We start from the raw sequence: 21,672 nt of genomic DNA, 5'->3' as shown, positions 1-21,672 counted from the left end.
CGGGCCTGGGCTGTTGAAGCGCGCACCGGAAGCTCCCTGAGCCCCACGCGCCTCACCCAGACCCACCTCCCTCCAGAGGTCCGGGTCTCCTTCCTTCATCCTCACTCCGTCTCTTCCTGGCTCCCGTCCATGCGCCTCGCCTCCACCCAGCTCCACGCGATGCAGCCCGCGCCCCTCGCGGCGCTCGCCCTCGCGCGCGCTGACGTGAAGGCCATCCGCTGTCTGGCGTGTGCGTGCGTCGTGTGTCCGCCTCCGGGCGGGCTCCGAGCCTCGAGGAGTGGATAGCGTCTCCCGACCTCCACTTCCCCAGCTCGCGCGGCCCGCCCTCGAAAGAGGCGCGGGCCTTTTTGTTTTTCATCCCCTGGAGTCCATCGTGTCCGCCAAGCCGTCTCCCTCTTCCACCCTCGCCCGTACGCCCCAGGACCTGCTCGCAGCGGCCGCGCCCTTCGAGGCCGCGCCCGCGGAGCAGGTCCTCGCCTGGGTCGAGCAACAGCTCGGTGAGCGCGCGGCCATCGCCTCGAGCTTCGGCGTGGAAGACATGGTCCTCATCGACCTGGCCCGCAAGCACGCCCCCAGCCTTCGCATCTTCACGCTCGACACGGGCCGGCTCCCTCCCGAGACGTACGAGATCATCGAGGTCACCCGCAACCGCTACGGCGTCACGGTGGAGACCTTCTTCCCGGACCGGACGCGCGTCGAGGCCCTGGAGTCGGAGCAGGGCTACTTCTCGTTCCGCCGGAGCCTGGAGGCGCGCCAGGAGTGCTGCGCCATCCGCAAGCTGGAGCCCCTGCGCCGCGCGCTGCAGGGCCGCGACGGCTGGGTGACGGGACTTCGGCGTGAGCAGTCGCTCAATCGCAACAAGGTCCCCGTCGTCGAATACGACGCCGAGCACGGCGGGCTGCTCAAGCTCAACCCGCTGGCCGCGTGGAGCCGCAAGCAGGTGTGGGCCTACGTCCGGGACAACGGCGTCCCCTACAACACGCTGCACGACCGGGGCTACGCGTCCATCGGCTGCGCTCCCTGCACGCGAGCGGTGAAGCCGTACGAAGACGAGCGCGCGGGCCGCTGGTGGTGGGAGTCGCGCGAGCACAGCGAATGCGGCCTCCACCCCGTCCGGTGACGCCGCCCCCGCCCATGAGCACCGTCACCGCCATCGACTATCCCGTGAGCCTCCGGCTGGAGGGGCGCCGCGTCCTGCTCGTGGGCGGCGGCCCCGTCGCCGAAGGGCGGGCCCTGGCCCTGCTCGACGCGGGCGCGCGGCTCCACCTCATCGCGCCCACCCTCACCGACACCCTCCAGCGCCTCGCCTCCGAGGGGCGGCTGGAGTGGGAGCCACGGACCTATCGCACGGGAGACACCCGAGGCCACGCGCTGGTGCTCGCCGCGACGGATGACGCCGAGGTGAACCACCAGCTCGTGGCCGAGGCACGCGCCGCGGGCCAGTGGGTGAACACCGCGGATGAGCCGGAGCTGTGCGACTTCACGCTGCCCTCGGTCGAGCGAAGAGGGCCCATCACCCTGGCCATCTCCACCGGAGGCCATGCCCCCGCGCTCGCCCGACACCTGCGGCGGGAGCTGGGAGCACACATCGCATCCCACCATGTCTGGCTCGCGCGGCTGAGCGGGTGGCTCCGGCGGCACCTGCCGCGAGGCCCCCGACGGCAGCACCTGCTGAAGCGACTGGTGGACGGAGAGCTGGGCGCGCTGCGGGCGCGCGGTGAGCGCGGAGCCGTCTTCACGCGGCTGCGCTCGGAACTGAAGACATGGAAGTCATCTGGAGAACCGACATGAAGGAGTCGTCAAGAGGGTGCGTGTACCTGGTGGGGGCAGGCCCGGGAGACCCGGAGCTGCTCACGCTGCGCGCGGCGCGGCTGCTGCGCGAGGCGCACACGGTGGTGCATGACCGCCTCATCCACCCCGGTGTGCTGGAGCACGCACGTCCACATGCGCGGCTCATCTACGTGGGCAAGGAGGGGGGCGGAGAGTCCGTGCGGCAGGAGGACATCAACGCCCTGCTCGTCACCCAGGCGCGGCTGGGCCGCACCGTCGTCCGGCTCAAGGGAGGAGACCCGTTCGTCTTCGGCCGAGGCGCCGAGGAGGCCCTGGCGCTGGAGGCCGCGCGCATCCCGTATGAAGTCGTCCCGGGCCTCTCCGCCGGCATCGCCGCGCCCTCGGCCGCGGGCATCCCCGTCACGCATCGAGACGTGTCCGGTGAGGTGACGTTCGCCACGGGGTTTCGCGTGAATGGCACACCGGACTGGCCCTTCCTCGCGCGTGCCCAGACGTTGGTGATGTTCATGGCGGGCCAGCGCCTGGAGGAGACCACGGCGGCGCTCGTCGCCGCGGGCCGCGCGGCGTCCACCCCCGCGGCGCTGGTGGAGGCCGGCACCTGGGAGCACCAGCGCGTGGTGGAGGGCACCCTGTCGGACGTGGCCGAGAAGGCGCGCGAGGCGGGGCTGGGCTCTCCCTCGCTGCTCGTCGTCGGAGAGGTCGTCGCGCTGCGCGCCCGGCTCCACTCACTCACCACCCGAAGAGATTCAAGCGCGGGGGAAGTGCTTCCCCGATTCGCGGAGGCAGGAAATGACTGACACCATCCACGCACGCTCCACCCATCTCCAGGAGCTGGAAGCGGAGAGCATCCACATCCTCCGGGAGACGGTGGCGGAGTTCGCCAACCCGGTGATGCTCTACAGCATCGGCAAGGACTCACAGGTCCTGTTGCACCTGGCGCGCAAGGCCTTCCACCCGGCGCCGCTGCCCTTCCCGCTGCTCCACGTCGACACCACCTGGAAGTTCCGGGACATGTACACGTTCCGGGACAACTTCGTGGCCCGGCACGGGCTGCGGCTCATCGTCCACCAGAACCGCAAGGCGCTCGCCGAGGGCATCAACCCCTTCGACCATGGCAGCCAGAAGTACACCCACGCGATGAAGACGCAGGCGCTGCTGGAGGCGCTCGCGCTGCACGGCTTCGACGCGGCGTTCGGTGGCGCCCGCCGCGACGAGGAGAAGTCCCGCGCCAAGGAGCGCGTCTTCTCCTTCCGCGACAAGCATGGCCAGTGGGACCCGCGCCGGCAGCGGCCGGAGCTGTGGAACCTCTACAACGGGCGCGTGGACGCGGGCGAGAGCATGCGCGTCTTCCCCCTGTCCAACTGGACGGAGCTGGACGTGTGGCACTACGTCCTGCGCGAGCGCATCCCCGTGGTGCCGCTCTACTTCGCCGCCGAGCGCCCCGTCATCGACCGGAACGGGTCGCTGCTGATGGTGGACGACGAGCGCATGCGCCTGCGTCCCGGTGAGCGCCCCACCTTGCGCAAGGTGCGCTTCCGCACGCTGGGCTGCTACCCGCTCAGCGGCGCCATCGAATCCTCCGCCACCACGGTGGAGGCCGTCATCCACGAGATGGTCCACGCGCGGCAGTCCGAGCGGCAGGGCCGGCTCATCGACCACGACGAAGAAGGCTCCATGGAGCTGAAGAAGCGCGAGGGATACTTCTGATGGACACCGCACTCCAAGCCGCACTCCCCTCCGACGTGCAGCAGCTCCTCGACGAGCACTCCAACCGCGCGCTGCTGAGGCTCGCCGTGGTGGGCTCCGTGGACGATGGCAAATCTACGCTCATCGGTCGTCTCCTCTACGAATGCGACGGACTCTTCGAGGACCAGATCTCCGCCGTGCGCCGCGCCAGCGCGAAGCGGGCCGCGGCCCGGACGGAGGTTCCTCCCGAGGTGCTCGCGCAGGGCCTGAAGGCCGCCGCGGGCGCGGGTGACGAGGAGGAGCTCGACTTCTCGCTCTTCACCGATGGTCTGCGTGCGGAGCGGGAGCAGGGCATCACCATCGACGTGGCCTACCGGTACCTGTCCACGGCACGGCGGAAGATCATCATCGCGGACACGCCGGGGCACCTCCAGTACACGCGCAACATGGCCACGGGCGCGTCCACCGCGGACGCGGGGGTCATCCTGGTGGATGCGCGGCTGGGCGTGCTGCCGCAGACGCGGCGGCATGCGTACATCGCCTCGCTGCTGGGCATCCCCTACCTCGCGGTGGTGGTGAACAAGATGGACCTGGTGGGCTACGACCGCGCCACCTTCGAGCGCATCGGCACGGAGCTGGCGGACTTCGCCCTCACCCTCGGCTTCGAGGGCGTGCGGCTGTTCCCCGTCAGCGCCAGCCGGGGCGACAACATCACCCGCTCCAGCCCGCGCACGCCCTGGTTCGACGGCGGAACGCTGCTGTCCTGGCTGGAGTCACTGCCGCATCAACGTCGGCTCGACGGCGCGCCCTTCCGCTTCCCCGTCCAGTACGTGCTGCGTCCCCACCAGGACTATCGCGGGCTCGCCGGACAGGTGGCCTCCGGCACCGTGCGCGTGGGGGACGAGGTGCAGGTGCTGCCCTCGGGGCGCAAGACCCGGGTGGAGGCCATCGACACCTTCGATGGTCCTCGCGAGGAGGCCTCCGCCACGGCCTCCATCACGCTGCGGCTGACGGACGAAGTGGACGCCAGCCGGGGTGACGTGCTGGCCCACGTGAATCAGCCGCCCCTGGCCCTCCAGCACCTCGACGCGATGCTGGTGTGGTTCGGTGAGCAGCCGCTGGACGCGACGCGCCGCTACCTGGTGAAGCAGGCCACGCGCACCGCGCCCGCGAACATCGAGCGCGTGCTGTGGCGCAAGGAGCTGGAGGACCTGGCGGAGGTCCCCGCGGAGTCGCTCTCGCTCAACGACATCGGCCGGGTGCGCCTGCTCTGCCGGCGTCCCCTGCTGTGCGACCCGTACCAGGAGAACCGCCGCACGGGCGCCTTCATCGTCATCGACGCGCTCACCCACGACACCGTGGGCGCGGGCATGGTGCTCGGCCCCGCGGAGACCACGTCGCGCGGCGCGCAGTCCCAGGTCAGCCGCGATGAGCGGTGGAAGAACCTGGGCCAGTCCGGCGCCGTCGTCCTGCTCCCCGCCACGCCCGACAGCGAGCAGCGCGCCTTCGCGCTGGAGCGCGCGCTGTTCGACCGGGGCCTGCATGTCGCCACCGTCAACGGCGACGTGGAGGTGGCGCAGGCCCTGGCACGCGCGGGCCTGCTCGTGCTGGTGCAGGCCCACGCGCCCCAGGTCCGCCGCACGCTGCGCGAGGAGACGCGCGACGCGGGCACGGGCTGGTGGGAGCTGGAGGAATCCGAATCCGTGGAGCGCTGGACCGAGCGCCTCGCCTCGACGCGGGAGAACAAGTCATGAGCGCCCCATCCCCCGGTGTCCTCCCAAGACCCGCGCCGCCCTTCGTCGACGCGGTGCTGGGTGGGGAGAAGGGCACGCAGTTGCTGCGCCTCGTGGAGGGGTTGGACCCGGCGGCCCTGCACTGGCTCAGCGGCTATGCCGCGGGCCTCGCCGTCCGCACGGGCACGGCCGCCGTGCTCGCTGTCCCCATCACCTCGGTGGAGCCTCCCGCGCCCGCCCCGGAAGCCCCCACATCGCCGCTCACCATCGTCTACGGCACCCAGACGGGCAACAGCCGTCACCTCGCGGAGCGGCTCAAGCGGCAGGCGGAGGGCGCGGGCCTCCCGGTGCGGCTCCTCCGGGCCAGCGAGTACCCGGTGCGAGAGCTGGCGCGAGAGAAGTTCCTCGCCGTGGTCATCAGCACGCAGGGAGACGGAGACCCGCCCGACGACTCGCGCGCGTTCTACGAGTTCCTGCTCGCCAAGCGGGCCCCTCGCCTGGAGGGGTTGCGCTTCACGGTGCTGGGGCTCGGCGACTCCAGCTATCCGAAGTTCTGCGAAGTCGGACGGGTGCTCGACGCGCGGTTGGTGGAGCTGGGCGCCACGCGGCTCACGGAGCGCGCGGACTGCGACCTGGACTTCGAGCCCATCGCCGCGGGCTGGCTGGACCAGACGCTCGCCCGCACGCGGGAGGCGGTCGAGCCTCGTGCGCCCGCCGTCGCCACCGTCGTCCCGCTGCGAGGAGCGCCCTCGCTCCCCACCGTGGGAAAGGAGGCGCCCTTCAGCGCGGCGGTGCTCGTCAACCAACGCATCACCGGCCGAGGCGCGCTCAAGGATGTCCGCCACGTCGAGCTCTCACTCGAGGGCTCCGGCCTGGAGTACCTCCCCGGCGACTCGCTGGGGGTCTGGGCCCCCAACGCCTCCGAATTGGTGGAGGCCGTGCTGACGCAGCAGCGCTTGGACGGAGCCGAGACGGTGACGCGCGATGGGAAGACGCTGCCCCTGTCGCGCTGGCTCACGGATGAGCTGGAGCTGACCCGGCTGAGCCGTCCCTTCCTGGAGCGCCACGCCTCGCTCGCGGAGAGCAGCGCGCTTCAGACCCTGCTGTCCCCCTCGGGTGTGGAGTCCTTCCGCGCGCTGCTGAAGAGCCATCAGGTCATCGACATGCTCCGTCAGCACCCCGCGCGGTGGGGCGCGAAGGAGCTGGTCCTCGCGCTGCGCAAGCAGACGCCTCGGCTGTATTCGATTGCCTCCAGTCCCAAGCGGGTGGGCGCGGAGGCCCACCTCACGGTGTCGGTGGTCGACTACACCGCCTTCGGTGAGCGCCACCTGGGCAACGCGTCGTACCACCTGGCCACGCGAGGCACGGAGGAGGACACCGTCCGCGTCTTCGTGGAGAGCAATGACCGCTTCCGGCTTCCGGAGGACTCCAGCCGCGACGTGGTGATGATTGGTCCCGGCACGGGCGTCGCGCCCTTCCGGGCCTTCGTCCAGGAGCGCGCCGAGGTGGGCGCACGCGGCCGCAACTGGCTCTTCTTCGGAGAGCAGCACTTCCGCAGCCAGTTCCTCTACCAGACGGAGTGGCAGGAGGCGCTGAAGAAGAAGACGCTCCACCGGCTCTCGGTCGCCTTCTCCCGCGACACCGCGGAGAAGGTCTACGTCCAGCACCGCCTGCGCGAGCAGGGCAAGGAGCTCTTCGCGTGGCTGGAGGGAGGAGCATCCCTCTACGTGTGCGGCGACGCGCAGCGCATGGCCCCCGATGTCCACGAGGCGCTGGTCGACGTCGTCGCCCAGCACGGCGACCGGAGCCGCGAGGCCGCCGAGGACTGGCTCAAGAGTCTGCGCGATGAGCGCCGCTACCTGCGCGACGTCTACTGAATGAATCCCCCCGAAACGAGAGCGAAGACATGAGCACCCAACCCAAGCCTCTTTCCGAGGTGGAACACATCAAGGCGAACAGCCGCCTGTTGCGCGGGACGCTGGCGGAGAGCCTCGCGGACCCGGTGACGGGCGCCATCTCCTCGACGGACACCAGCCTCATCAAGTTCCACGGCAGCTACCAGCAGGACGACCGGGACTCGCGAGAGGAGCGCAGGCAGCAGAAGCTGGAGCCGGACTACAGCTTCATGCTGCGCACCCGCCTGCCCGGTGGCGTCTGCACTCCCGCCCAGTGGCTCGTCATGGACGGGCTGTCGCGGGAGCACGCCAACGGCAGCCTGCGCATCACCACCCGTCAGGCGTTCCAGCTCCACGGCATCCTCAAGGGAGACCTCAAGCCGACCATTGCCCGCATCAACGCCTCCCTCATCGACACCATCGCCGCCTGCGGCGACGTCAACCGCAACGTCCTGTGCAATCCCAACCCCGCCGACACCCGGCTCCACGAGGTGGTCTACAGCTGGGCCGTGCGCCTGTCCGAGCACCTGCTGCCGAAGACACGCGCGTACTACGAGCTCTGGCTGGACGAGGAGAAGGTCGCCGGTGGTGAGGAGGAGCCCATGTACGGGGCCACCTACCTGCCCCGGAAGTTCAAGGTCGCCGTCGCGGTGCCCCCCGAGAACGACGTGGACCTCTTCGCCCACGACCTGGGCTACATCGCCATCATCGAGGACGGCGCGCTGGTGGGCTTCAACGTCAGCGTAGGCGGGGGACTCGGCGCCACGCACGGTGACGCCAACACCTTCCCTCGGCTCGCGGATGTCATCGGCTTCGTCCCACCCGAGCGGATGCTCGGGGTGGCCGAGGAGGTGCTCAAGATGCACCGCGACTTCGGGGACCGGGGCAATCGCAAGCGGGCCCGATTGAAGTACGTCCTGGAGGACCGAGGCCCCGCCTGGTTCACGCAGGAGCTGGAGCGCCGCCTGGGCTTCTCCCTGGAGCCCGCGCGGCCCTTCACCTTCGAGCACAACGGCGACCGCTTCGGCTGGCGCGAGGGCCATGACGGCCGGTGGCACGTCACCCTGCACCTGGACAGCGGACGCGTGGCGGACCGGACCGACGCACCGCACCTCACCGGCCTGCGGGAGATTGCCCGCATCCACACCGGAGACTTCCGGCTGACGCCCAACCAGAACCTGGTCATCGCGGGCATTCAGCCCGAGGCCCGGGAGCGGATTGAGACGCTCATCCGGGAACACCGGCTGGACGGGTTCAAGAACGCGAGCCCCTTGCGCCGCAACGCCCTGGCCTGCGTGGCCCTGCCCACGTGCGGTCTCGCCATGGCCGAGGCCGAGCGCTACCTGCCCACCTTCGTGGAGCGCGTGGAGGAGCGCCTCACCGCGCACGGGCTCCAGGACGCGAACATCCTGCTGCGCATCACCGGATGCCCCAACGGGTGCGCCCGGCCGTACCTCGCGGAGATTGCCCTCGTGGGCAAGGCGCCCGGCCGCTACAACCTCCACCTGGGCGGGGACGTCCGAGGCCAGCGCCTCAACCGCCTCTACCGGGAGAACGTGGACGAGGCGACCCTCCTCGCGGTGCTCGACCCGCTGTTCGCCGCGTATGCCCGCGAGCGCCTGCGGGGAGAGGGCTTCGGCGACTATGTGGTGAGGGCGGGCCACGTCCCCGCCGCTCCCAGCCGCTCACCCCAGGCCGCCTGACGCTCAGGCGCCGAACCAGCCGCGCTGACGGGCCTCCGTCAGCCGGCCTTCCAGGTACTCCCACAGGGCGGGACACCCCGCCTTGATGGGCGGAGCGATGCGCGCCACCACCCGCTCGTGGCTGATGCCGTTCTCCCGCCAGCTCTGCCCTTCATTGGCCAGGTTCAGCAGCACGGGCATCGCGCGGTCCACGGCGTGCGCGTAGCGCGCCTCCGCCGTCTCGCCCTGCTCGAACTCCTTCCACAGCGCGAGGAACCGCTCGCCGTGGGGCGCGGGAAGCAGGCCGAAGATGCGCTCCACCGCGGCGAGCTCGGCGGCCTTGCGCTCCTTCCACCCGCCCTCCACGAACGCCATCGTGTCGCCGGTGTCGATTTCGCCGACGTCGTGCACCAGCAGCATCCGGACCACGCGGTCCAGGTCCATGCCAGCTGGCGCGTGGTGTGACAGCGACAGGGCCAGCATGGCGAGCTGCCAGCTGTGCTCCGCCGAGTTCTCGTAGCGGGAGAGCCCCAGGGGTTTGACCTTGCGGGTCACCCCCTTCAGCTTGTCCAGCTCCAGGATGAAGCCGATGGTCCGCTGAATCCCCTCGGCCTGAAGTGTCACGGGACTGTCGCCCATCTCGGTGCCTCCCAGGGCGCGTGCGTCGCGCGGCGGCCATGATGTCAGCGGCGTTTCAACCCTCGCAAGCCATCCCTCGCGGGAGGATTCACACCTCCTCCAGCGAAGGACACTCGAGCTCCTTCGACACGGGCAAGCAGGTCGCGGAGTCGCTCGCATCCAGGCGCTGGGACAGCAGGACGACGAGGATGGCCGACAGCGGCACCAGCGCGGCCACCCAGGTGACGGCCCCCAGTCCGGGGCCTCGGTCGATGATGAGTCCGCCGAACCACGCGCCCAGCGCGTTGCCCAGGTTGAAGGCGCCGATGTTGAGGCTCGACGCGAGGCTCTGCCCGGCGCCTTGTGCCTTCTCCAGCACCCACATCTGGAGCGGTGGAACGGTGGCGAAGGCCGCCGCGCCGAACAGCCCCACGGCGATGACCGCGAGGACCTGGCTGTGCAGCACGAAGGTCATCCCGAACAACACCAGGGACAGCACCGCGAGCGAGCCCAGGATGGCCGGAAGCAACTGGCGGTCCGCGAGCTTTCCTCCCACCAGGTTGCCCACCAGCATGCCGCCTCCGAAGACCAGCAGGATGGGTGACACCGCCGCCTGCGAGAAGCCGCTGAGCCGCGTGAGGATGGGCGCGATGAAGGTGAACACCGCGAACACGCCCGCGTAGCCGAGCGCCGTCGTCACCAGCCCCAGCAACACCGGCCGCCGCCCGAGGGCCCGCATGTCCGCGCGCCAGTCCGAGGACTTCCGCTCCTCCGTGTCGCGAGGGACGAAGACGGCGAGCACCACCACCGCGCCGAGGCCAATCAGCGCCACGGCCCAGAACGTCGCGCGCCACCCGAGCCACTGCCCCAGCCAGGTGCCCAGCGGCACGCCGAGGATGGTGGCCACCGTGAGGCCCGTGAACATGATGGCGATGGCGGATGCGCGCCGGTCCGCGGGCACCAGCCCCGTGGCCACGACGGAGCCCACGCCGAAGAACGTCCCGTGCGAGAGGGACGTGAGCACCCGCGCGGCCATCAGCGTGCCGTACGTGGGCGCGAGCGCGCAGGCCACGTTGCCCACGGTGAAGATGACCATCAGCCCCAGCAGCACGTGCTTGCGGGACCAGCGGCCCGTCAACACCGTCAGGACGGGAGCGCCGGCCATGACGCCCAGGGCGTAGCCGGAGATGAGCAGCCCCGCCGAGGAGAGGGAGACACCCAGGTCGGTGCCCACCTCCATCAACAGGCCCATGATGACGAACTCCGTGACGCCGATTCCAAAGGCGCCCGCGGTCAATGCGAACAAGGCCCACGGCGTGTGACGAGGCCTCCCAGGTCGAGGTTGGATGGGGCCTTGTATGGACGGCGCGATTCTCGTGCGGTAGGGCAACGCGCGGACTAGGACTTATGAATTGGGTTCACCATGGCGCGCCTTGACGTCAATCGCTCCGGGGAGATGGAAGTCTTCGTGAAGGTGGTGGAGCTGGGTGGCTTCTCCGCCGCCGCGCGCGCCTTCCGGATGACGCCCTCCGCGGTGAGCAAGCTGGTGGCCCGGCTGGAGGAGCGGCTGGGGGCCCGCCTGCTCAACCGCTCGACACGCGCGCTCAAGCTCACGCCGGAGGGCTGCGGCTTCTACGAGCGGAGCGTGCGCATCCTCGAGGAGCTCGACGAGGCGGAGCGACAGGCCGCCGCGAGCGATGCACCGAGCGGGAGGCTGCGCATCAACACGAACCCGGCCTTCAGTCGCTGCATCCTCATCCCCCTGCTCCCGGCCTTCCTCGCCCGATATCCGTCGGTGACGGTGGAGCTCAACCTGACCGACAAGCTCATCGACCTGCTCGACGAGCGGACCGACATCGCCATTCGCGCCGGGCCGCTCAAGAACTCGCAGCTCACCGCGCGCAAGCTCGGTGAGACGCGGCTGGTCATCGTGGGCTCACCGGACTACCTCCAGCGGCACGGCACGCCCAAGTCGCCCACGGACCTGGCGACCCACAACCGGCTCAGCTTCAGCTACGCGCGGGCGAGCGTGAGCTGGCCGCTGATGGATGGCGCCACGGAGCTCGCCGTGGCCCCGGTGGGCAGCGTCGAGGCCAGTGATGGCGAGGCCCTGCGGCAGATGGTGCTGGCGGGTGTGGGGCTCGCGCGGCTCGCGGTGTTCCAGGTGAAGGAGGACCTGGACGCGGGCCGCCTCGTGCCCGTGCTGGAGGAGCACAACCCCGGCGACACCGAGGCCATCCACGCGCTCTACCTGAGCCAAGGGCAGCACATGCCCGCGCGCATCCGCGCCTTCATCGACTTCCTCACCGCCCACGTGCGCATGCCCTGAGCCAAGGGCCGCGTGACGCTCAGCCGCTCACCAGCGCTCGTGCGAGCCGGGGCAGCACATCTCCCGCGCTCGCTTCGATGCGCAGGTCCGCCAGCTCCACGCCGCGGCACTCGCCCAGGTTGAGGATGGCGATGGGGAGATGGCGCTCGGCCGCGCGCACGAGGAAGCGGTAGCCGGAGTAGATGGCCAGCGACGAGCCCACCACCAGCAGCGCGTCCCCCGCCTCCAGCAAGGAGAACGCCTCCGCCACCGTGGGCGCGGGCACGTTGTCGCCGAAGAACACGACGTCGGGCTTCAGCGTCCCACCACAGCTCACGCACGCCGGCACCCGGAAGGACTGGAGCGCCTCCGAGGACAGCTCCGCGTCTCCGTCCGGCCGAAGCTCCAGCACCTGGTGATTGAAGTCCGGGTTGAGCGTGAGCAGGCGCTCCTGGAGCACGGCTCGCGCCTCCTGCCCTCCGCAGTCCAGACAGCGCACGCGCTCCAGCGCGCCATGCAGCTCGATGACCCGCGCGCTGCCAGCGGCGTGGTGCAGCCGGTCCACGTTCTGGGTGATGAGGCCGGGTACATGCCCCGCGCGCTCCAGCTCCGCCAGCGCCTGGTGCGCGGCGTTGGGTCGCGCGGAGGAGAACCGGGGCCAGCCGAGCAGACTGCGCGCCCAGTAACGCGCGCGCACCTCGGGCCGCTGGAGGAACTCGCGGTGCTGGATGGGATTGCGGGCCCGGGCCCGGGTACCAGGGCCTCGATAGTCGGGGATGCCGGACTCGGTGCTGCAGCCCGCGCCCGTGAGCACCACGGTGCGCCGCCCTCGCAGCAGCGAGGCCAGCGAGTCCACGTCCTCGGAGTCTCCGGGAACAAGCGCGGTCGGCGACGGTAGCGTCATGGCGGCCCTCATATAATGGCCCCTTCCCCGCATTGCCCAGCGCCCCGCCCCCCAGAGGGCCCACCCATGGACAGCCAGGCGGCGAGGCGCCGTGATAAACGCCCCTCCATGCTGAGCTGGCAATGGAAGGCGTTCCCGGAGCTGACGTTGGAGGAGCTGTACGCGCTGCTCGCCCTGCGCCAGGAGGTCTTCGTCGTGGAGCAGCGCTCGCTCTACCTGGACGCGGATGGCCTGGACGCCAGGTCCCTCCACCTCCTCGGGACCGAGGACACGGGCCCAGGTCCCTTCCTGGCCGCCTACCTGCGCATCCTCCCGCCCGGGGTGAAGCACCCCGATGAGGCCAGCCTGGGCCGCGTGGTGACGTCTCCTCGCGCGCGCGGACGCGGACTGGGGCGCGAGCTCACCGAGCGGGGGCTCGCCCGGCTCGAGGCCCTCTACCCTCGCGCGGACATCCGCATCTCCGCGCAGGAGTACCTCATCGCCTTCTACGGGAGCCTGGGCTTCGTCACCCAAGGGGGCGTCTACGACGAGGACGGCATCCCCCACGTGGAGATGCTCCGCCGCGCCCGAGGCTGAGCCCTACAGCTTGCGCAGCCTCACGCGCTTCACCTTGTGGTCCGGCCCCTTGAGCAGGATGAGCCGGGCCCGGGAGCGCGTGGGCGCGATGTTCTGCGCCAGGTTGGGGCCGTTGATGTCGCCCCACACGGACTCGGCCATCGACACCGCCTGCTCGTGGGTCAGCTCGGAGAAGCGACGGAAGTAGCTGCGCTCGTCGCGGAACGCCGTCTGCTGGAGCCGGAGGAACCGCTCCACGTACCAGCGGCGGATGTCCTGCTCCGTCGCGTCCACGTAGATGGAGAAGTCGAAGAAGTCCGACAGGAACGTGTGCGGAATCCGCTGCCCGGTCGCCCCGGACTGGAGGACGTTGAGCCCTTCCAGGATGAGGATGTCGGGCTGGCGGATGACCTTCGCCTCGTCGGGAACGACGTCGTAGACGAGGTGCGAGTAGACCGGCGCGGTGACCTCCGCGCGCCCCGCCTTCAGCTCCGCGAGCATCCGCACCAGCGCGCGCCGGTCATAGCTCTCCGGGAACCCCTTGCGCTTCATCAGCCCGCGCTCGGTGAGGACCCCGTTGGGGAAGAGGAAGCCATCCGTGGTGACCAGCTCCACGCGAGGATGGTCCGGCCACCGCGCGAGCAGCGCCTGGAGGATGCGCGCCGTGGTGCTCTTGCCCACCGCGACGCTGCCGGCGATGGCGATGATGAACGGCACCTTGCGCGCGCTGCCGCCGAGGAAGGCCTGCTGCTCGGCCCACAGTCGCTGCGCGGCGGCGACCTGGAGGTTGAGCAGTCGGGACAGTGGCAGATACACATCCGCCACTTCGTTCAGGTCCATCTGCTCGCCCAACCCTCGCAGGCCGTCGAGGTCCTCCGCCGTGAGTGTCATCGGCGTGGAGGCACGAAGCGCGCGCCAGGCCTCGCGCTCCAACTCGACGAACATGGACACCGAGGGCGCAACGGACACGGTCATGCAGGGGCTCTCCTCAGGAGGCTGCTGGATACGGCGCGTACCACAGCGCGGGGCGCGATGCTCGGGCTCAAGTGCCCGAAGCAGGGTCCCAGCCGTAGAATCGCTTCAGTTCCTCATACAAATCAGGGGTCTTCTCGCGCATCCGAGCCGGCCGCTCGAAGAAGGCCTCGGAGGCCACCGCGAAGAACTCCGCCTCGTTGACGGCCCCGTAGTCGTCCAGGACCCTGCGCTCCACGGCCCGGCCCTCCTGGAGCCCGTGGAAGTGCTCGCTCATCACCGAGGCCCACGTCCGGTAGTGCGAATAGCTGCGCAGCTTGGGGGTTCCATCGAAGGCCCCGTCCGCCCGGTCCAGGACATGCGCGAACTCGTGCGTGGCCGTGTCGTGTCCGTCCGTGGGATTGCGCAGCCCGGAGAGCACCGCCGCCCAGGAGAGGATGACGCTGCCCCAGTTCTTCGCCTCGCCCAGCACCACGCCCGTGCGGTCCGGCAACAGGAAGGCATCGGGGTAGACGATGATCTCCCGCAGCCGGTCGTAATAAGCCAGGTCCAGGTGCACCACGAGCTGCACCGCGGTCGCGGACACCACCACGCGAATCTCGTCGGTGATTTCAAGCCCCCCCGCCCCGATGAACTCCTTCTCCCAGGCGAAGACCTTCAGCTTGTCGAGGAAGGTCTGTCGCAGCGCGGGCGACAGCGTGGCGAAGAAGGGGACTTGTGCGTCGAGATGGCCGAGCCACTCGGAGGGGAAGGGCCGGCCGAGCAGGCGCCGACGCCGGAGCAGACGAAAGAGACCAGGCATGAGAGCGGTCCCCCGGAACCGGCCGGGGCCTTCTTCACGAAGGCATAGCAGAAGTCCCGGGCCTTGTGGTCAGTGCAGGCGGTGCTCGTCCTCCTCGAGCCGCGCCAGGGCGCCTCGCAGCTTCTCCAGCCGGCGGCGCTCCTGCGCGTCCGCGGCCGCTGTGTGAGCCTCCTCCACGAGCGCGCTCAGGCGATGCAGGCCATCGCGGATGAGCCCCCACTCCGCACGAGAATGAGGGGTGCGGTGGGCGAGATACTCGATGACACCATTCAACGTCTGCGGATGGATGTTGTCCGCGCCGAGCTTCTCGGTGACACCCGTGCGGTCCAGCAGCGACTGCGTCGGCGCGAGCACGCGGGAGAGCATCAAGGTGATACCTCGATGCTGGAGTGACTCCTCGAGCTCGGCGAGCATGTCCGCGCCCGGGACGTCCAGGTCCGCGGTCACCTCCAAGTCCAACAGCACCGTGTGGACCTCGGACTTCGCGCCGTCGACGTGATGGATGACGGCGTCCCGCAGCGAGGTGGCGTTGGCGAAGAAGATGCCCTCGTTCGGACGGAGCACCAGCAGGCCCGGGAGCGTCACGGGCGTGGGGGTGCGGCGCACGTCGGCGAAGTCCAGGGTCCCCGGCGCGCGGCCCAGCTCCGACAGGCTCGGCTGGCTCGCCCGCCACACGAGGAACGCCACGGAGAGGCCCACCGAGACGAGCAGCCCGGGGAGGACCTCCAGCACCAGCACGCTCAGCATCGCGCCCGCGGCGAGCAGGAAGTCCGTGCGGCGCAGCTTGAACAGGCGGCGCATCTCCGTCACGTCCATCATGCCGACGGTGGCCATGACCACGATGGCGGCGAGCGTGGCCTCCGGCAGCGTGCGGAACAACGGCGTGAAGAAGAGCGCCACCAGCGCGAGCAGGCCCGCGGCGAGCAGGCTGGGCATCTGCGTCCTCGCGCCCGCGGCGTCGTTGGCGGCCGACTTCGACAGGCTGCATCCGACGGAGAGTCCTCGGAAGAGCCCCGCGCCCAGGTTGGAGGCGCCCAGGCCGATGAGCTCCTGGTTCGCATCCACTTCGTAGCGGTGCTTCGTCGCCAGGACTCGCGCGGGACCGATGGCCTCCGCGAAGGCCACCAGCGCGATGCCACACGCCCCCGGCAGCAGCTTCAGCAAGTCCCCCAGCCCGACATCGGGAATCGCGGGGCCCGAGAGCCCCGAGGGGATGTTGCCCACCACCTTCACGCCATGGGTCTGGAGCCCCAGCAGTCCGACCCCCGCCGTCCCCAGGACGAGCACCACGAGGGACGCGGGCAGTCGCGGCACCCTTCGCCCCAGGACCCACAGGATGCCGAGGCTCACGCCCCCGACGACCAAGGTGAGCGGCTGCGTCTGTGAGACGTGGGTCACCAGGTGCCACAGGCGCTCGAAGAAGTTGCCGCTCCCGGCCTCGAGGCCGAGCAGCTTGGGGGCCTGCTTGATGGCGATGACAAGCGCGAGTCCGAAGACGAAGCCCGTCAGCACCGACTCCGAGAAGAACTGCGCGATGCGCCCGAGCTTGAGCACTCCCGCGAGGATGGAGATGACCCCCGCCAGCATCGCGAGCGCGGCCGTGAGTGCGATGAAGCGCGCGCTCCCCGCCGGCGCGATGCCCGCCACGGTCGACGCGGAGAGCACGGCCACCGTCGCGGAGATGGCGACGACGAGCTGCCGCGAGGAGCCGAAGAAGGCGTAGAGCACCAGGGCCACGGGGCCCGCGTAGAACGCCGCCTGGGGAGGTACTCCCGCCAGCTCCGAGTAGGCCATGGCCTCTGGAATCTGGAGGGCCGTCACGGTGAGGGCGGCCACGAGGTCTCGCTTGAGCGAGCTGGGTCGCCATTGTGGGAGCCAGGACAGGATGGGAAGGAAGCGGCTCCCCGGAAGGGCGTGCGTGCGGCTCCGCTGCGAGGGCTCCCCCATGCGTCACTCTCCCTCCGTCGTGTCCTGGAACGTTGGTGAGCCCACACTTCGCGGGCAATTGTCCCGAAGAACGCCTCGCACCTCTGTTCCCCCTGCCTTCCCAGCGGGGGGAGACAGGGGGGCCGGCGAAGAGTCCTTCGTCCGGCGCTCCGGGAAGGTAGGGTGGGTCTCCGAGAGCCCTGGCCGGGGGCTCCAGCCTGGTCATGGAAGTGCGAAGAGACATGCGCGGACGGATGGCGAAGTGGTGCGCGAGCCTGGCCCTCACCCTGCTGGCGGGGCGAGCGGCGGCACAGGCTCCTGGCGACATCGTGGATGAAGTGGTGGTGCGGGGCCCGGAGAAGACGCTCCCGTCGACGGTGCAGGCGTACTCCCGCATCGACCCGGGGGACGAGCTCTCCTACGAGGAGCTGGACAAGGTGGAGCGTCGCCTGGTGGCGACCGGCCTGTTCCAGGAAGTGAAGGTGCGCACCGAGCCCACGGGCCCCAACCGCGTGCGCCTCATCCTGGAAGTGGAGGACAAGGCCTCCTGGGTGGTGGCGCCCACCTTCGCGCTGTCCTCGGCGAACGTGGGCGGCGGCTTGCTCTATGCCGAGAACAACCTCTGGGGCCGGTCCAAGAAGTTCGGCACCGCGGTGCAGGTGAGCACGGCGGAGAGCGGCGTGTTCGCGGGCTACCTGGACCCGAACCTCTTCGGACAGCCGCAGCTCCGGCTGAGCGTGGAGGGGCAGCTGCGCAGCGACCGCGTGGACGAGTACGACCCCGGCGCGGGGCAGGAGGACCCGGAGGTGGTGCGCCGCACGCGCATCAACTCCGCCTCCATCGCCACGGAGTTCGGGGTGATGCTCTTCGAGCGCGTGCGCGCGGCGGTGAAGTACCGGCTGATGTCCGTCGACGCGAAGTCACCGGACCCCCAGGAGGAGGTCACCACGCCCGCGTTCTCCATCGGCCCCTCGCAGCGAGATGCCTCGCTGCGGCTGATGGTCGGAATCGACACGCGGCAGAACCTCCACGCGGTGATGGAGGGCCTCAACCTGGAGGCGTCGTACGAGGTGTCCAATCCCGGCGTCTGGAGCGACTTCCGCTACCGCCGCTATGGGTTGCTCTACCGTCATGGCCTGCGGCTGTTCGACGAGCACAACCTGGTGCTGCGCGCGGAGGCCTCGGCGGGTGTGGACCTTCCGTTTCATCAAGAGCTCGTGCTGGGCGGCAACTCGTTGCGCGGCTTCGTGCATCGGCAGTTCCGAGGCGACACGCGCCTGTCCTTCACCGCCGAGTATCACTTCCCCCTCTTCACCATCCGCTCGCTCTCCTTCCGGGGCGTGGGCTTCTCCGACACGGGCTTGATGGCGTGGAGGGACCTGCCCGACGACGGGGTCCTGCGGGACGTCAACGGGCGCGTGGTGCGCGGCTACCTGCCGGACAGCCAGAGCGGCTTGAGGGGCTCCACGCTGGCCCAGGGCCTGGGCGCGGGGCTGCGCTTGTACCTGCGAAACATCGTCCTGCCGCTGGTGGGTGTGGATGCGGCCTACGGGGTCAACTCGGGGGAGTTCCGCTTCTACCTGGTGGCGGGCGTCAGCCCGACCTGACGCGAGTGGAATGTCAGCCGCCCTGGTGGCGGGGCGTCAGGTGCGCCGCCCACCACGCAGGGGCCCGTCCGGTGACGCTGGGCGGGCTGGCGTAAGGTGCCCTTCCCTCTCCATCCGTGAGTCGCCGCCATGTCCAACGAACGCTTCACGACGAGCCGCGAGGTGTACCACCGCATCCGGTGGGACCCGCGCCTGGACGCTCGCGAGTTTGTGATTGGCTACGACGCTCACGGAGACGCCATGGAGGAGATGCCCTTCGAGGCCTTCGTCCCCGACGGGGAGCTTCCGTGGCACCGCGTCTGGTACTTCAAGCGCGGGCGCGAGGTGATGTGGGACCGCAAGGAGCGCATCGACCGGCTGAGTCACCCCGCGCCCTCCGAGGACCCGCCCGCCCCCGCTCCACGCCGCGCTCCCGCGGCCTTCACCCCTCTTCCCGCCCACCGCTTCGACGCAAGCGCCGAAGCGTGGGTGACCGCCGTGGCGCCGAGCACGAAACCTCCGGCGCTCCAGCACCTCACGGTCGCCACGTTCAACGTGTTGTTCGACCTGTATGACGCGGAGCTGCTCGACACGGCCCGCCGGATTCCCGCCGCGCTGGCCCTGCTTCGTGGGACGGACGCGGACGTCATCGCGCTCCAGGAAGTCACCACGCCCTTCCTCCGCGCCCTGCTCGCCGAGCCCTGGGTTCGCGAGCGCTACTGGCTGTCCGATGGGCCCGAGGCGAGCACCGTGGCCACCTACGGACAGGTGCTCCTGTCGCGAGTCCCCTTCTCCTCGCTGGTCCAGCGGGTGTTCTCCCGAGACAAGCGCCTCATCGCGGGAGAGCTGCGCGTGGCGGACGGGACGCTGTGGGTGGCGACGCCGCACCTGACGAGCAACCGGGATGCCTCGGGAGCCGCGGCTCGCGCGGTCCAGGTGCAAGCGATTCTCGACTGGGCGCTCGCGCTCGGGGCCTCGGAAGAAGGTCGCCCTCCCGACCTCGTGCTCGCGGGTGACTTCAATCTCGGCGAGTCGTCCGCGGAGGCCGACTCCTTCGCTCATGCTGGGTTCGTGGATGCCTGGCCGACGCTGCGGCCGCTGGAGCTGGGAGAGACCTACAACCCTCAGCTCAACTCGCTGGCCGCCCTCACGACCACGTCCGGTCGGCTTCAGCGGTTGGACCGGGTGCTCGTGAAGTCTGCCTCCGGCCGACTGGCGCCTCAGGCCATCGAGCTCTTCGGCGAAGCGCCTCTTCCGGGTGCTCCCGGTCCGTCAGGGCAGCCGCTCTTCGCCTCGGACCACTTCGGGATTCGCTGCGTGCTGCGCCAGGGCTCCGCCTCCGAGGCGGATGCCGCCCGGGGCACCGCGCGACTCGTCCACCAGACGGCCGTGGTGCTCATTCCACCCGAGAGCGCGTGGCCTCCCATCCAGGCCCTGCGCAAGAAGCACGACGCGAAGTTCGAGCGGTGGATGCCCCACGTCACGCTGCTCTACCCCTTCCTCCCCGAAGCGGACTTCGACACCGTCGCGGCGCTCTTCGAGGAAGCCCTCCGGGACATCAAGCCTTTCGAGGTGACGCTCTCCGCGTTCGGACACTTCGAGCATCGCGCCAATGCAACGGCCTGGCTTCGCCCCGATGACGCGCCTCGGGGTGCCTTGGCCGCGCTGCACGCGAAGCTCGCGGCGGTGGTCCCCGAGTGCGCCGCTCCCGAGCGCGGCTTCACCCCCCATCTCTCCGTGGGACAGCTTCCACGCTCGAAGGACGGGGACCTCGAGCAGACGCTCGCGGCCTGGGCTCGGACGTGGCGCTCGCTGTCCTTCCCCATCGGCGACGTGTGTCTCATCCGGCGCAAGGGGGACACACCGTTCGAGGTCCTCCGGCGAATCCCGCTGGGTCGCGCGCCACTGAAGCAGTCCCCCGCGTCGACGAAGGGAGACAGCACCCTTCGCGCGGCGCTCGCCAGCTCGAGCACGCCTTCGTCGCGGGAGGCTCGCACCTCGGCCGTGGCGCGACTGCATGGACTCTGTGAGCGCATCGGGACGTCCCTGCATCCCTACGGCTCGTACCTGCTCGGTACGGACGAGGCGGGAAGCGACGTGGACGCGGTCGCCATCGGACCGTCGAGCCTCTCTCGCGATGACTTCGCACACGCCCTGCTGCGCGAGGTGGCGACCTCCGCTCCCGAGGCCGCGAGCTCCGCGCGGTTCGTGGCCGATGCCGCGATTCCGCTGGTGAAGCTGTCGCTGGGCGGCGTGAGCTTCGATGTGTCCTATGCGAGCCGCCCGGAAGGGGTGACCCCCTGTGAGCCCCTGACGTTGCTCGCGCAGCACGCCCCCCAGCTCGACACCTCCGGGCTTCGCTCCGTGCTGGGCGTCGCGGACTCGCAAGGGGTCCTCGATGCACTCGGCACCGATGAGGCGACCCACGAGCGCTTCCGGAACCTGCTTCGCGCGGTGAAGCGCTGGGCCAAGGCGCGGGGCATCTACTCGCATGCGCTCGGCTACATGGGTGGACTGTCCTGGACGGTGCTCGCCGCCTGGGCTTGCACACGCGGGGCTCCGGACGCCGCGAAGTCCGACGCGGAGCTGCTCGCGCACTTCTTCCAGACGTTCGCCTCCTGGCCCTGGCCCCAGCCCGTGGCCCTGACTCAGGAGACGGCTGGGTATCGCCCGGATGGGAAGCGCGACCTGATGCCCGTCATCGCGCCCGCCGAGCCCCTGCGAAACACGGCGCGCAATGTGTCGCGCTCCACGTTCCGCACCGTGCGCGAGGAGCTGGTCCGCGCTCGGGAGCTCGTGACCGGAGCGAGGGCTTCGAGCTCACCGCACGCGTGGGAGCCGCTGTTCCAACCGGTCGACGCCCCACGAGACCTTCCGGCCCGGCTGCGGCTCTCCGTCGAGGCGCCCACGCCCGAAGCCCACGAGGCCGCCATGGGCTGGGTCCTCGGACATCTCACCGCCCTGGTGTATCGACTGGAGGGAGACCGCAGGCTCTGCGTGCGCCCACTCCAAGGTCCCCGGGTGATCTTCATCGGCTTGGACACTCGGCAGTCCCAGGACTCGGGAGCACTGTCCTGGAAGCCCGGAAGCCCGCTGGCCGAGGCCGTGGAGACGTTCCACTCCTCTTTCCTGGAATGGACAAACCATCCCAAGGACACCGTGCTCAAAGTAGAGCTGCTGCGCGCGGACGACGAGGCGTGAGCCCGAGAGGCTC

The 21,672-nt window shown here is 70.2% G+C and carries 17 protein-coding genes; 11 read left to right on the top strand and 6 right to left on the bottom strand.

Annotation, left to right across the window (positions count from 1 at the left end; translation table 11 throughout):
• The first annotated feature begins 373 nt into the window (after positions 1–373).
• From MYSTI_RS13235 to cysI, 7 genes are read left to right on the top strand one after another with little or no spacing between them, the layout of a single operon-like run.
• The gene (locus MYSTI_RS13235) at positions 374–1,120 is read left to right on the top strand and encodes a phosphoadenylyl-sulfate reductase (protein WP_015348263.1); all 747 of its coding nucleotides are present in this window, start codon (positions 374–376) and stop codon (positions 1,118–1,120) included.
• A gap of 14 nt (positions 1,121–1,134) precedes the next feature.
• On the top strand, positions 1,135–1,791 hold the full coding sequence (locus MYSTI_RS13230; protein ID WP_015348262.1) for a precorrin-2 dehydrogenase/sirohydrochlorin ferrochelatase family protein: 657 nt from the start codon (positions 1,135–1,137) through the stop codon (positions 1,789–1,791).
• Entirely contained in the window at positions 1,788–2,588 is an 801-nt protein-coding gene (gene cobA, locus MYSTI_RS13225) for a uroporphyrinogen-III C-methyltransferase (RefSeq protein ID WP_015348261.1), read from the top strand. Before MYSTI_RS13230 ends, cobA begins: the two co-directional genes overlap by 4 nt.
• Positions 2,581–3,498 (top strand): sulfate adenylyltransferase subunit CysD, encoded by a 918-nt coding sequence (gene cysD, locus MYSTI_RS13220; protein ID WP_015348260.1) that lies wholly within the window; start codon positions 2,581–2,583, stop codon positions 3,496–3,498. The genes cobA and cysD overlap by 8 nt, the downstream gene beginning before the upstream one ends.
• Positions 3,498–5,231, top strand: a complete 1,734-nt coding sequence (locus MYSTI_RS13215) for a sulfate adenylyltransferase subunit CysN (RefSeq protein WP_015348259.1) — start codon at positions 3,498–3,500, stop codon at positions 5,229–5,231. The genes cysD and MYSTI_RS13215 overlap by 1 nt, the downstream gene beginning before the upstream one ends.
• On the top strand, positions 5,228–7,087 hold the full coding sequence (locus MYSTI_RS13210; protein ID WP_015348258.1) for an assimilatory sulfite reductase (NADPH) flavoprotein subunit: 1,860 nt from the start codon (positions 5,228–5,230) through the stop codon (positions 7,085–7,087). Before MYSTI_RS13215 ends, MYSTI_RS13210 begins: the two co-directional genes overlap by 4 nt.
• Before the next feature lie 29 nt (positions 7,088–7,116).
• Positions 7,117–8,808, top strand: a complete 1,692-nt coding sequence (cysI, locus tag MYSTI_RS13205; RefSeq protein WP_015348257.1) for an assimilatory sulfite reductase (NADPH) hemoprotein subunit — start codon at positions 7,117–7,119, stop codon at positions 8,806–8,808.
• 3 nt (positions 8,809–8,811) lie between these two features.
• On the opposite strand, the gene MYSTI_RS13200 is transcribed toward cysI, so the two are convergent.
• Positions 8,812–9,426, bottom strand: a complete 615-nt coding sequence (locus tag MYSTI_RS13200; protein WP_015348256.1) for an HD domain-containing protein — start codon at positions 9,424–9,426, stop codon at positions 8,812–8,814.
• An 88-nt stretch (positions 9,427–9,514) separates the two neighbouring features.
• Entirely contained in the window at positions 9,515–10,711 is a 1,197-nt protein-coding gene (locus MYSTI_RS13195; RefSeq protein ID WP_015348255.1) for an MFS transporter, read from the bottom strand.
• Between the two features lie 117 nt (positions 10,712–10,828).
• On the opposite strand from MYSTI_RS13195, the gene MYSTI_RS13190 reads away from it, so the two are divergent.
• Entirely contained in the window at positions 10,829–11,734 is a 906-nt protein-coding gene (locus MYSTI_RS13190; protein WP_015348254.1) for a LysR family transcriptional regulator, read from the top strand.
• Between the two features lie 19 nt (positions 11,735–11,753).
• On the opposite strand, the gene MYSTI_RS13185 is transcribed toward MYSTI_RS13190, so the two are convergent.
• Entirely contained in the window at positions 11,754–12,617 is an 864-nt protein-coding gene (locus MYSTI_RS13185) for an NAD-dependent protein deacetylase (RefSeq protein WP_015348253.1), read from the bottom strand.
• Positions 12,618–12,725: 108 nt separating this feature from the next.
• Between MYSTI_RS13185 and MYSTI_RS13180 the strand changes: the two genes are divergently transcribed.
• Positions 12,726–13,193 (top strand): GNAT family N-acetyltransferase, encoded by a 468-nt coding sequence (locus MYSTI_RS13180; protein ID WP_044279643.1) that lies wholly within the window; start codon positions 12,726–12,728, stop codon positions 13,191–13,193.
• Between the two features lie 3 nt (positions 13,194–13,196).
• On the opposite strand, the gene coaA is transcribed toward MYSTI_RS13180, so the two are convergent.
• The 3 genes from coaA to MYSTI_RS13165 all read right to left on the bottom strand — a co-directional run bounded on the left by coaA (position 13,197) and on the right by MYSTI_RS13165 (position 16,893).
• A complete protein-coding gene (gene coaA, locus MYSTI_RS13175; RefSeq protein ID WP_015348251.1) occupies positions 13,197–14,147 on the bottom strand; it encodes a type I pantothenate kinase in 951 nt (316 codons plus the stop codon).
• A gap of 67 nt (positions 14,148–14,214) precedes the next feature.
• Entirely contained in the window at positions 14,215–14,946 is a 732-nt protein-coding gene (locus MYSTI_RS13170) for a M90 family metallopeptidase (protein WP_015348250.1), read from the bottom strand.
• 69 nt (positions 14,947–15,015) lie between these two features.
• Entirely contained in the window at positions 15,016–16,893 is a 1,878-nt protein-coding gene (locus tag MYSTI_RS13165) for a SulP family inorganic anion transporter (protein WP_015348249.1), read from the bottom strand.
• Positions 16,894–17,114: 221 nt separating this feature from the next.
• Here MYSTI_RS13165 and MYSTI_RS13160 point away from each other — a divergent pair, with 221 nt between their 5' ends.
• Positions 17,115–18,479: a BamA/TamA family outer membrane protein gene (locus MYSTI_RS13160; protein WP_233278257.1), complete on the top strand. Its 1,365-nt coding sequence runs from the start codon at positions 17,115–17,117 to the stop codon at positions 18,477–18,479.
• 129 nt (positions 18,480–18,608) lie between these two features.
• Positions 18,609–21,659 (top strand): poly(A) polymerase, encoded by a 3,051-nt coding sequence (locus tag MYSTI_RS13155; RefSeq protein WP_015348247.1) that lies wholly within the window; start codon positions 18,609–18,611, stop codon positions 21,657–21,659.
• Positions 21,660–21,672 lie beyond the last annotated feature (13 nt).

This window comes from Myxococcus stipitatus DSM 14675 (assembly GCF_000331735.1).
Classification (GTDB): Bacteria; Myxococcota; Myxococcia; order Myxococcales; family Myxococcaceae; genus Myxococcus; species Myxococcus stipitatus.
The sequence above is the reverse complement of the archived record's forward strand: the minus strand, read 5'-3'. Positions and strand labels throughout refer to the sequence as shown.

Bases quoted from the DNA above. Each gene is read 5' to 3' on its own strand.
- MYSTI_RS13165 (WP_015348249.1), bottom strand. From the start codon at position 16,893: ATGGGGGAGCCCTCGCAGCGGAGCCGCACGCACGCCCTTCCGGGGAGC.
- MYSTI_RS13210 (WP_015348258.1), top strand. From the start codon at position 5,228: ATGAGCGCCCCATCCCCCGGTGTCCTCCCAAGACCCGCGCCGCCCTTC.
- MYSTI_RS13185 (WP_015348253.1), bottom strand. From the start codon at position 12,617: ATGACGCTACCGTCGCCGACCGCGCTTGTTCCCGGAGACTCCGAGGAC.
- MYSTI_RS13155 (WP_015348247.1), top strand. From the start codon at position 18,609: ATGTCCAACGAACGCTTCACGACGAGCCGCGAGGTGTACCACCGCATC.
- cobA (WP_015348261.1), top strand. From the start codon at position 1,788: ATGAAGGAGTCGTCAAGAGGGTGCGTGTACCTGGTGGGGGCAGGCCCG.
- MYSTI_RS13180 (WP_044279643.1), top strand. From the start codon at position 12,726: ATGCTGAGCTGGCAATGGAAGGCGTTCCCGGAGCTGACGTTGGAGGAG.
- coaA (WP_015348251.1), bottom strand. From the start codon at position 14,147: ATGACCGTGTCCGTTGCGCCCTCGGTGTCCATGTTCGTCGAGTTGGAG.
- MYSTI_RS13230 (WP_015348262.1), top strand. From the start codon at position 1,135: ATGAGCACCGTCACCGCCATCGACTATCCCGTGAGCCTCCGGCTGGAG.
- MYSTI_RS13215 (WP_015348259.1), top strand. From the start codon at position 3,498: ATGGACACCGCACTCCAAGCCGCACTCCCCTCCGACGTGCAGCAGCTC.
- MYSTI_RS13190 (WP_015348254.1), top strand. From the start codon at position 10,829: ATGGCGCGCCTTGACGTCAATCGCTCCGGGGAGATGGAAGTCTTCGTG.
- MYSTI_RS13200 (WP_015348256.1), bottom strand. From the start codon at position 9,426: ATGGGCGACAGTCCCGTGACACTTCAGGCCGAGGGGATTCAGCGGACC.
- MYSTI_RS13170 (WP_015348250.1), bottom strand. From the start codon at position 14,946: ATGCCTGGTCTCTTTCGTCTGCTCCGGCGTCGGCGCCTGCTCGGCCGG.
- cysD (WP_015348260.1), top strand. From the start codon at position 2,581: ATGACTGACACCATCCACGCACGCTCCACCCATCTCCAGGAGCTGGAA.
- cysI (WP_015348257.1), top strand. From the start codon at position 7,117: ATGAGCACCCAACCCAAGCCTCTTTCCGAGGTGGAACACATCAAGGCG.
- MYSTI_RS13160 (WP_233278257.1), top strand. From the start codon at position 17,115: ATGCGCGGACGGATGGCGAAGTGGTGCGCGAGCCTGGCCCTCACCCTG.